This is a genomic window from Yersinia sp. Marseille-Q3913 (assembly GCF_963892745.1).
Lineage (GTDB): Bacteria > Pseudomonadota > Gammaproteobacteria > Enterobacterales > Enterobacteriaceae > Yersinia > Yersinia bercovieri.
Genome location: NZ_CAWQAF010000012.1, coordinates 74,508 through 84,952 on the forward strand (window position 1 = coordinate 74,508; position 10,445 = coordinate 84,952).

Consider the following 10,445-nt stretch of genomic DNA (forward strand, 5'->3'; position numbering starts at 1 on the left):
AATGTTAAAAATTGGGCAACTCGCTAAACTTGCCGATGTTACACCAGATACTATTCGGTACTATGAGAAGCAAGGCATGATGCAACACGGTGAACGGACGGAAGGCGGTTATAGACTTTATAATGAACAAGATTTGCAGCGCTTGCGGTTTATCCGTTATGCGAAGCAGCTCGGGTTTACATTGGAAACTATCGCTGAATTACTGTCGATCCGCGTCGATCCTGCACATCATACATGCCAAGAGTCCAAGGCAATTGTCGATTCGCGGTTACATGATGTAGAAAGCAAGATTGCTGAGCTGAAAAAAATGCGTGAGTCACTGAAACGTCTTAGTAATGCTTGTTGTGGGAGTTCACATGCGACGACTTATTGCTCTATTTTGGAAGCATTGGAGCAGGGAGCGGCTGAAGAATTAGTTTAAGGTTAGAGTTTTTTAGATGGGGAGCTTAATTTGGTTCAAACAAGCAGTATCATCTGTGGGTTTTTTAATCTATATCATCAGTGAGGCACCATTATGACGACATATCGCCATACCAAAGGAAAAATAAAAGATAATGCATTAGAAGCGCTACTCCATGACCCCCTTTTCAGGCAGCGCATTGAGAAGAGTAGTAAAGGAAAAGGGAGTTACCAGCGTAAAGATAAACACGCAAAAGGTGGTAACTGGGAGGCCAGTGGTAAGCAATCGATAGATTCTTTACCACTGGCCTTCTGATTTACGGGTAATAAAAACGCCATCGGTCTGATGGCGTTAACGTACTAGCGAATTGAAATTATTTTGATTGCTGTGCTTTCAGCAAATCACGGATCTCTGCTAATAACTTCTCTTCAGTTGTTGGTGCCGGCGCTGCTGCAGGTTCTTCCGCTTTCTCACGGCGCATTTTATTCATAAGCTTAACTGCGGAGAATATTGCCAGGGCCACAATAACAAAATCAAAAATACTTTGAATGAAGGTACCGTAATTCATTACAACTGCAGGTATCGTCCCTTCGGCAGCGCGTAATACGAAATGGAATTGTTTAAAATCGACGCCACCTAGTAATAAGCCCAATGGGGGCATAATGATATCGGCAACAAGTGAAGAAACAATTCTGCCAAATGCCGCACCAATAATTACACCGACAGCTAAGTCTACCACATTGCCACGCATGGCAAATTCACGAAATTCCTTCATAAAACTCATAACCCACACCCCATTTCAAAATGAATGACTTAATTTTAGCTAAATAAAACTCGGTACGAGCATAATTATAGGAAATTTTTCCCAATCCCCCATGGGATTAGTTTTAATTTATAAGTTAGCTTGGTTAGCTTAACTATTATTCATTACAAGAAGAATGGACTTGGTTGGAACAGCCGTTCAACGTCGGGAACAAATTTCTTATGAGTAATAAACATCACAACATGATCGCCCTGCTTAATAATGGAATTACCGTTAGCAATAATAACTTCATCACCGCGCACAATAGCCCCAATCGTCGTACCTGGCGGCAACTTGATATCTTCAACCATTCGGCCGACAACTTTTGATGTGCTTTCATCACCATGGGCAATAGCTTCTATCGCCTCAGCAACACCACGTCTTAGCGAGGACACGCTGACGATATCTGCTTTACGAACATGGCCTAACAGCGCAGAAATAGTGGCTTGTTGTGGTGAAATAACTATATCAATGACACTTCCCTGAACCAGATCAACATAAGCGCTACGTTGGATTAATACCATCGCCTTTTTTGCACCCATACGTTTTGCCAGCATAGCTGACATAATATTGGCTTCATCATCATTGGTAATCGCGATAAAAACATCTACCTGCTCAATGTGCTCTTCTGCCAGTAATTCTTGATCTGAAGCATCACCATAAAAAACAATTGTGTCATGCAGCATTTCGGCTAATTCGGCAGCTCTCTGCTGGTCGCGTTCAATTAATTTTACGCTGTAATCTTTTTCCAATCGTAGGGCTAAGCCTGCCCCCACATTCCCGCCGCCAACAATCATAATGCGTTTGTAGGGTTTCTCTAAACGCTGTAACTCACTCATTACCGCGCGAATATGCTGTGAGGCTGCGACAAAGAAGACTTCATCACCCGCTTCAATGATAGTTGAGCCCTGGGGACGAATCGGACGATCTTGACGAAATATAGCGGCAACGCGGGTATCAATATGCGGCATATGTTCACGTAGGGATGACAATGCATTCCCTACCAGCGGCCCGCCATAATAGGCCTTAACGGCGGCAATACTGACTTTACCTTCAGCAAAATTAACCACCTGCAAAGCACCGGGATACTCGATTAATTTGTAGATATAGTCGATAACCAGCTGTTCTGGTGATATTAGATGATCAATAGGAACGGCTTCTGGAAGAAATAATTTGTCGGCTTCGCGGATATATTCAGCTGAACGAATACGAGCAATACGGTTTGGCGTATTAAATAGTGAGTAGGCTATTTGGCAGGCAACCATATTGGTTTCGTCAGAATTCGTCACTGCAACCAACATATCAGCATCTTCTGCCCCCGCTTCTCGTAAAACGCGAGGGTGCGAACCATGCCCCTGGACTACACGTAGATCAAATTTATCTTGCAACTGGCGTAGGCGGCCGGAGTCAACATCAACGACAGTGATATCATTGTTTTCACCCACCAGATTTTCCGCCAGGGTTCCACCAACTTGCCCCGCCCCAAGAATAATTATTTTCATAGCGCTCTCTGTTTCACACTGAAATTAGGTTTGAGGCATAGCAAAAGCCACGACTATTTTTTGATCAACTTAGCCTTTTGATTAACTTGGCATAAAAGAAACCATCGCCATCCTCAGGGTGGGGCAGATTCTGTTTACCGGGCGCTGCAGTCGTACCTGTTTCAACCAATTCGGCTTCAGAATGACGCTGCAAGAAAGCGGTAATCTGTTGCTGATTCTCTTCCGGCAATATAGAGCAGGTAGCATAAACCATTACGCCACCTTTTTTCAGTTTAGGCCAGATAGCTTCAATGATCTCAGATTGCAATTGAGCGAGTTCAGCAATGTCACTGTCTCGGCGTAACCACTTAATATCAGGGTGGCGGCGAATAACCCCGGTTGCTGAGCAAGGCGCATCTAACAGAATACGATCAAATTGTTGATCTCCGCACCATGCCTCTGGGGTTCTGCCATCGCCGACACGTACGACAGCATGCAGTTGCAGGCGTTGTAAATTCTCTTTCACCCGGCTGAGGCGTTGTTCATCAATATCAACCGCCAATACATGGGCCTTTGGTGCCGCTTCCAGAATATGCGTTGTTTTGCCGCCGGGGGCTGCGCAGAGATCAAGGATCTGTTCGCCATTTTGTGGATCAAGCAGATCAACACACCCTTGAGCTGATGCATCTTGCACGGTGACCCAGCCAAGTTCAAAACCGGGTAGCGCACTGACGGCACAGGGTGTGATAAGGCGCAATGCATCGGGATAAACGTCATGTGGGGCTGCATCTATATCGGCTTGTTTTAAGAGTTCGAGATATTCACTGCGTGTATGGTGTAGGCGATTAACACGCAACCACATTGGCGGTTTCTGGTTATTTGCATCTAAAATTTGCTGCCACTGATCGGGATAAGCCAGCTTAATCCGTGCCAATAACCAGCTTGGATGTAGATAGCGGCTATCATTATTTGCCGCACGCCCCAGTAGTTCAACTTGTTGGCGCTGGAATTGACGCAATACACCGTTAATTAGCCCCTTTAATTGTGGGCGTTTTAGCGCAGTAGCACCTTCAACTGTCTCTGCCAGAGCGGCATGGGGGGGGATACGGGTGTAAATTAGCTGATACAGTCCAACCATAATCAGATAATGAAAAACGCGCTGCTTACCCGTCATCGGGCGAGCCATCAACTGCTGGATGCACCACTCTAATTGCGGCAAGACACGCAAAGTGCCAAAACACAACTCCTGCAGCAATGCGCGATCTTTATCAGAAATACTGTTGTGTAGCCCAGGTAAAACGGTACTGAGCGATTGCCCCTGATCCAATACCTGGCTAATTGCTTTGGCAGCGATGCTGCGGAGATTATATGTGTTTTTCATAACCAAAAAAGCCAACAAACGTCAGCAAATAAAGGGAAAGTGGCCCGATGATGAAGTATCGGGCGATGAAATTTATACCCGTCATCTTTCAAGTTGCAGATTTGTCACCCGAATCACTTACTTGTATAAGCTCATCGGGATCCTCTTGTTTGCCGCCTTCCTGCACCAGGAAATCTATTGGGTATATGATTAAATAGATCTTTTATACTAACTGGTTACCGGGAGTAAACCACTCGCGACGTGAGTTTAATAAGTCAGCGGCAGACATGGCTTTTTTCCCAGCAGGTTGCAGTTGAGTGATATTTAAAACACCCTGTGCTGTTGCAACCTGGATACCATGCTTATCTGCATGAATGATGGTTCCGGGCTTGGTATTATCAACCGCTGGGAGTACCTGTGCTTGCCAGACTTTAACCGGCTGTTCATCAACGACAAAATAGCTAACTGGCCAAGGATTAAAAGCACGAATACAACGTTCTAACTGAGCAGCAGAAAGTGACCAATCCAATTTAGCCTCTTCTTTGCTGAGTTTTTCTGCATAAGTCACTTGTGCTTCATCTTGTACTTCTGGCTGTGCACAACCTTCGGCCAATTGTTGCAGTGTTATCAATAAGCCCCGAGGGCCTAATTGTGCCAATTTATCGTACAGTGTCGCACTAGTATCTTCCGGCTGAATATCACATTCAATTTTATGCAGCATATCACCAGTATCTAGCCCAACATCCATCTGCATGATGGTTACCCCAGTTTTTGCATCTCCAGCCCATACTGAACGTTGGATTGGTGCAGCACCACGCCAGCGTGGCAGTAGGGAACCATGGACATTGATGCAGCCTAATCGCGGCATTGCCAATACAGATGCTGGCAGAATCAGGCCATAAGCGACCACTACCATAATATCTGCATTAAGATCGGCAACTAAATGTTGGTTCTCTTCTGGCCGTAATGATTTTGGCTGAAAAACGGGGATACCCTGTTGTTCTGCCAATACTTTAACCGGGCTAGGGGTAAGTTTATTGCCTCGTCCGGCTGGGCGGTCAGGTTGAGTGAAAACACCAACAATCTGATGCTGGGAAGACAACAACGCGCCAAGATGGCGCGCTGCAAAATCAGGAGTTCCGGCAAAAATAATCCGCAAAGAGTCAGACACGTAGGTTTCCTGCATTAGAAGGGGTTAGTTGTCACGGGCATTCAACTTGGCCATTTTCTCCAGCTTTTGGCGGATACGCTGACGTTTCAGCGGCGACAAATAGTCCACAAACAGTTTTCCAACCAAGTGATCCATCTCATGCTGGATACAAATCGCTAATAAATCATCAGCTTCCAGCTCGAATGGTTTACCATCGCGATCTAGCGCTCTGATTTTTACCTTTTCGGCTCGAGGAACCAATGCACGTTGCTCAGGAATTGATAAACAACCTTCTTCGATGCCGGTTTCTCCGCTTTTTTCCAACAGCTCTGGGTTAATTAGCACCAGACGTTGGTCACGGTTTTCCGAGACATCAATGACGATAATTTGTAGGTGAACATCCACTTGTGTTGCGGCAAGACCAATACCTTCCTCTGCGTACATCGTTTCGAACATGTCGTCTACAATGCGCTGGATTTCACCATTGACTTCTTTTACCGGCGCAGCAATTTTGCGCAGCCGCTCATCTGGGTAATGTAATACTTGTAATACTGACATAAATATCTAGATCTGCGTCCGAGTAGTGAATGATATTCAATCTCTATTCTAGACATTTCTCGCTCGGATTGACAGCATTGGCTACCAATTGAACAAATCGGTGTCAGCTTAGGAAACAAGCCAGGGAGGCGATATGTTAGCAGCAGAATTATGGCTCAGGATGAGCAAGGTTAAGGGATTTGGCGTAGCAAAGAGCAGTGGATTGGTCAGGCGGTTACTTGCCAGTGGTGATATTCATCCTGGTCGCTTAGCCGCTTATGGGCTGAGTCCGCACCAGTGTCAGCAGTTTTATCAGGTAGACCCCCACTATATTGAAGCCACATTAACCTGGCTGAATCACCCCTCTCATCACTTATTGACCTATGGTGAGCCAGGCTACCCACCCCGTTTAACCCATATTTCAGGCGCACCTTTGGTGCTTTTTGTTTCCGGCGAACTGGATGTCCTCTATCGCCCACAGATCGCCATGGTTGGGAGCCGCCATTTTAGCCATTATGGTGAACAGTGGGGCCGCCATTTTGCTTCAGAACTGGCCCGAACTGGGTTAGCTATCACCAGCGGCCTTGCCATGGGGATCGATGGGATCTGTCATCAGGCGGCTTTGAGCGCGAAAGGTAAGACTATCGCGGTATTAGGCAGTGGATTAGAAAATATCTATCCACGGCGACATAGTCAGTTAGCCAAAGAGATCGAGCACCAAGGCGGGGCATTGGTCTCTGAGTTTTTGACGACCGCATTACCGATTGCCGCTCATTTCCCCAGAAGAAACCGCATCATTAGTGGATTAAGCTCGGCTGTGTTAGTTGTTGAGGCCACAATGAAAAGTGGCTCTTTAATTACTGCCCGCTATGCTATTGAACAAGGGAGAGATGTTTTTGCTTTGCCGGGGCCATTAGGGAGTGAAACCAGCGAAGGTGTGCATTGGTTGATCCAGCAAGGAGCCTATTTGGCAAGCTCGGTACAAGGGGTCGCCGAGCAGCTAGGCGGTTCACTTCAATGGATATCATTACCTGAGAAAGCAATTATTTCTTCATCAGAGAGGCAAGTTGAATTGCCATTTGCTGATGTGTTGGCTAACGTAGGAGATGAGGTGACACCCGTTGATGTCGTCGCCGAACGTGCCGGCCAACCTGTACCAGAGATCGTAAGCAAGTTGCTCGAGCTGGAGTTAGCAGGGTGGATCGCAGCTGTACCCGGCGGCTATGTCCGATTAAGGAGGGCAGGCCATGTTCGACGTTTTAATTTACTTATTTGAAACTTATATGCATAACGAGTCGGAAATGCTTGTCGACCAAGATAAGATTACTGACGATCTTGCTGACGCAGGTTTCTATCGCGAGGATATCAACAACGCCCTGAACTGGTTGGAGGCTCTTGCTGACCTACAAGAAGGGCAGAAAGCACCTTATCTCTATGCCGCCGATCCGCAAGCATTACGTATTTATACTGTGGAAGAGTCTCAACGCCTGGATACCACTTGTCGTGGTTTTATCCTATTTCTTGAACAAATTCAGGTACTACACTTTGATACCCGCGAAATGGTTATCGATCGTATTATGGCGTTAGATTCTAATGAGATCGATCTGGAAGATCTTAAATGGGTTGTGCTGATGGTGTTGTTTAACATACCGGGTTATGAAATTGCCTATCAGCAGATGGAAGAGTTACTTTTTGAAGTCAATGAAGGTTATTTGCACTAGGTGGTAACATCACGGGCTAATAACTTTAATACAGAAGGCGTTATGACGAAAACAGTTACTGCCAAGGATAATGGGTCGTGTCCTGAATGCGGATCGGCTTTAGTCATTCGCAGCGGTGGCCATGGCCCATTCCTTGGTTGTTCGCATTATCCCGACTGCCTGTATATGCGCCCGCTAAAAGCGCAATCTGATGGTCATATCGTGAAAGTTCTGGATGGGCAGCTTTGCCCAGAATGTAGTTCAGAAATGGTATTGCGACAAGGGCGTTTTGGTATGTTTATTGGTTGCAGCCAATATCCACAATGTGACCATACCGAAATGATTGATAAACCTGATGAGACGTCAATCGATTGCCCACAATGTGGTCAAGGAAAACTGCTACAGCGTAAGTCACGGTTTGGGAAGGTTTTCCATGCCTGTAACCGTTATCCGGATTGCCAATTTACCATTAACCAGCAGCCTATTGCCGGAAACTGTGGCTATTGCCACTATCCATTATTAATGGAAAAGAGAACAGCACAAGGCGTCAAACGTTTTTGCGCCAGCAAGTTATGTGGGAAGGTCGTGGCAAGTGAGTGATAACAGAGTAAGCATGAAAGAGAAGAGTAACGTTTTGGCTGATGTGCTGTGGGCATTGCAGCAAGAGGAGGTTATTGCCTATCCGACAGAAGCTGTTTTTGGTTTAGGCTGTGATCCTGATAGCGAAAAGGCAGTGAATGCTCTATTAGCCTTAAAACAGCGGCCATGGCAGAAAGGTTTGATCCTGATTGCCGCCAATTATGAACAATTAAAACCTTATGTTGACGACTCGGCGTTAAGTGACTCACAACGAGAGACTATTTTTTCCTGTTGGCCAGGTGCGGTAACTTGGGTGATTCCTGCTCGGGCTGAAACGCCACGTTGGCTAACGGGTAGCTTTGATTCATTGGCCGTGAGGGTGAGTGACCACCCACTTGTGCAACAGCTTTGCTTGCAATATGGCAAACCATTGGTTTCAACCAGCGCTAACTTAAGTGGTCATGAACCTTGCCGTACAGATGAAGAAGTGAGAATACAATTTGGCCCTTCACTACCGGTGCTTTTTGGCAAGGTTGGTGGTCGTTTAAACCCATCTGAAATCAGAGACGCCTTAACCGGTAAGCAATTTCGCCAAGGGTAGGAAATAGCATGGATCAGAAGTTCGCAGTGTTTGGTAATCCAATTGGGCATAGTAAATCGCCGAGGATCCATGCACTTTTTGCTGAGCAAACAGGTATAGAGCATCAATACGGTAAGGTACTTGCACCTAATGAAACATTTGAGGAGGTATTATCGTCCTTTTTTGTGCGTGGCGCAGCGGGTGCGAACATCACCACGCCGTTTAAAGAACGTGCGCATGCAAAATGTGATGAACTGACAGATCGTGCGTCATTGGCAGGGGCGGTTAATACGATCAAGCAATTAAAAGATGGCCGCTTATTAGGTGACAATACCGACGGCATTGGTTTGCTCAGTGATCTTCAACGGCTGCACCTGATCCAAGAAACCGACACTATCCTGCTTGTGGGCGCGGGCGGGGCGGCCCGTGGTGTTATCCTCCCTTTACTCTCATACGGGTGCAAGGTGGTTATTACTAATCGCACTTATGCGCGTGCGCAGCAGCTTGCTGAAGTATTCCACCATTTGGGTGATATTGATGCTACCGAAATGCAGACCCTGAATGGGCAGCGCTTTGATTTAATCATAAATGCCACTGCCTCAGGTATTCATGGTGAGGTTCCAAACTTACCTACGAATATCATCGGCCCGCAAACGCGCTGCTATGATATGTTTTATCAAGCTGAGGATACCCCATTCTTAGTCTGGAGTAAGAGGTTAGGCGTGACAAACTATGCCGATGGTCTGGGTATGCTGGTGGGGCAAGCGGCACATGCTTTCCAACTCTGGCACGGTGTGATGCCAGAAATTGCACCGGTCTTAAATCAGTTGCGTGATGAGTTAGGTAAATAATAAGAGCACAGAATAATGCAGGAAAGATAATGACCTATTTCCTGCATCTACTATTGCTACTTATTTAGTTTCGGCCAGATAGTCATCTTTCCAGCGTACGTAGTTACTGGCAGAGTAGAGCAGACCTTCATATTCCGCCGGTGTTAACGGACGGACTTGTTTAGCCGGGCTGCCCATATAGAGGTAACCACTAACTAATCGTTTCCCCGGGGCAACCAGGCTACCGGCTCCAATCATCACATCATCTTCTATTACTGCCCCATCTAACAGGATCGATCCCATTCCAACGAGTACTCGGTTGCCGATAGTACAACCGTGAAGCATAGCTTTGTGGCCAACCGTCACGTCCTCGCCAATAATCAGCGGGTTCCCTTCAGGATTATTTTCAGACTTATGGGTCACATGTAACACACTACCGTCTTGGATATTTGAACGTGCGCCAATGACGACCTGATTGACATCACCCCGAATCGCGACCAACGGCCAGACACTGACATCATCGCCCAGAATAACATTGCCAATGATCACGCTGGATCTATCGACCATGACGCGATCACCTAGCGTTGGTAAATAATGTAGATAGGGGCGAATAGCATCAGACATAACAATAACCTCTTTTATAAGATCACATTTTACTGGCAATACTAGCCTTTGTTGCTGGAATTACAATCAATCGAAGATGGGAATCCCAGTGAAAATGCAATGGATCGACCAAGATCTGCGCGTAAGGAGTGAAAAGTATTCAAACAGTAAAAAAAGACGAAAAAAGAGTTGTGCAAAAAACTCGACTCCCTATAATGCGCATCCATCGAGACGGCACACAACGAATCAAGTAGTTAAGTGACCGGCAAAGAGAACAGAGAAATTCAACGAAATAAGTAGTTGACTCTGAATGAGGAAAGCGTAATATGCGCACCTCGAGTTACTGACCGGAAGGTTGATAACTCACTGCTCTTTAACAATTTATCAGACAATCTGTGTGGGCACTCGCAAGACGATATCGAA

13 protein-coding genes are annotated in these 10,445 nt (G+C 46.1%); 7 read left to right on the forward strand and 6 right to left on the reverse strand.

The window, feature by feature from the left end:
- Position 1: 1 nt before the first annotated feature.
- Positions 2 to 421, forward strand: a complete 420-nt coding sequence (zntR, locus tag AACW11_RS07280; protein WP_212586279.1) for a Zn(2+)-responsive transcriptional regulator — start codon at positions 2 to 4, stop codon at positions 419 to 421.
- A 93-nt stretch (positions 422 to 514) separates the two neighbouring features.
- Positions 515 to 715: an alternative ribosome-rescue factor A gene (locus tag AACW11_RS07285; RefSeq protein ID WP_212586280.1), complete on the forward strand. Its 201-nt coding sequence runs from the start codon at positions 515 to 517 to the stop codon at positions 713 to 715.
- A 58-nt stretch (positions 716 to 773) separates the two neighbouring features.
- On the opposite strand, the gene mscL is transcribed toward AACW11_RS07285, so the two are convergent.
- From mscL to def, 5 genes are all read right to left on the reverse strand, one after another.
- Complete coding sequence (gene mscL / locus AACW11_RS07290; RefSeq protein ID WP_005271814.1) at positions 774 to 1,184, reverse strand: large-conductance mechanosensitive channel protein MscL; 411 nt, start codon at positions 1,182 to 1,184, stop codon at positions 774 to 776.
- A 143-nt stretch (positions 1,185 to 1,327) separates the two neighbouring features.
- Positions 1,328 to 2,704, reverse strand: a complete 1,377-nt coding sequence (gene trkA / locus AACW11_RS07295; protein ID WP_050099603.1) for a Trk system potassium transporter TrkA — start codon at positions 2,702 to 2,704, stop codon at positions 1,328 to 1,330.
- Between the two features lie 64 nt (positions 2,705 to 2,768).
- Positions 2,769 to 4,064, reverse strand: a complete 1,296-nt coding sequence (rsmB, locus tag AACW11_RS07300; RefSeq protein ID WP_212586281.1) for a 16S rRNA (cytosine(967)-C(5))-methyltransferase RsmB — start codon at positions 4,062 to 4,064, stop codon at positions 2,769 to 2,771.
- Positions 4,065 to 4,266: 202 nt separating this feature from the next.
- Entirely contained in the window at positions 4,267 to 5,214 is a 948-nt protein-coding gene (fmt, locus tag AACW11_RS07305; protein WP_212586282.1) for a methionyl-tRNA formyltransferase, read from the reverse strand.
- Between the two features lie 24 nt (positions 5,215 to 5,238).
- Entirely contained in the window at positions 5,239 to 5,751 is a 513-nt protein-coding gene (gene def, locus AACW11_RS07310; protein ID WP_004875091.1) for a peptide deformylase, read from the reverse strand.
- 133 nt (positions 5,752 to 5,884) lie between these two features.
- Here def and dprA point away from each other — a divergent pair, with 133 nt between their 5' ends.
- Genes dprA through aroE form a run of 5 tightly spaced genes read left to right on the forward strand, consistent with a single transcriptional unit; the run spans position 5,885 to position 9,440 of the window.
- The gene (gene dprA, locus AACW11_RS07315) at positions 5,885 to 7,006 is read left to right on the forward strand and encodes a DNA-protecting protein DprA (protein ID WP_212586283.1); all 1,122 of its coding nucleotides are present in this window, start codon (positions 5,885 to 5,887) and stop codon (positions 7,004 to 7,006) included.
- Positions 6,978 to 7,451 carry a DUF494 family protein gene (locus AACW11_RS07320; RefSeq protein WP_032814325.1) on the forward strand — a complete coding sequence of 158 codons (474 nt, stop codon included), beginning with the start codon at positions 6,978 to 6,980 and terminating at the stop codon, positions 7,449 to 7,451. Before dprA ends, AACW11_RS07320 begins: the two co-directional genes overlap by 29 nt.
- Before the next feature lie 42 nt (positions 7,452 to 7,493).
- Entirely contained in the window at positions 7,494 to 8,030 is a 537-nt protein-coding gene (locus AACW11_RS07325) for a DNA topoisomerase family protein (protein ID WP_212586284.1), read from the forward strand.
- Positions 8,031 to 8,043: 13 nt separating this feature from the next.
- On the forward strand, positions 8,044 to 8,610 hold the full coding sequence (gene tsaC, locus AACW11_RS07330) for an L-threonylcarbamoyladenylate synthase type 1 TsaC (protein ID WP_212586285.1): 567 nt from the start codon (positions 8,044 to 8,046) through the stop codon (positions 8,608 to 8,610).
- A gap of 8 nt (positions 8,611 to 8,618) precedes the next feature.
- Positions 8,619 to 9,440, forward strand: coding sequence for a shikimate dehydrogenase (gene aroE / locus AACW11_RS07335; protein WP_212586286.1), 822 nt, complete (start codon positions 8,619 to 8,621; stop codon positions 9,438 to 9,440).
- A 60-nt stretch (positions 9,441 to 9,500) separates the two neighbouring features.
- Here the strand turns inward: aroE and AACW11_RS07340 are convergent, their stop codons facing one another.
- Positions 9,501 to 10,043 carry a gamma carbonic anhydrase family protein gene (locus tag AACW11_RS07340; RefSeq protein WP_212586287.1) on the reverse strand — a complete coding sequence of 181 codons (543 nt, stop codon included), beginning with the start codon at positions 10,041 to 10,043 and terminating at the stop codon, positions 9,501 to 9,503.
- Positions 10,044 to 10,445: the final 402 nt, after the last annotated feature.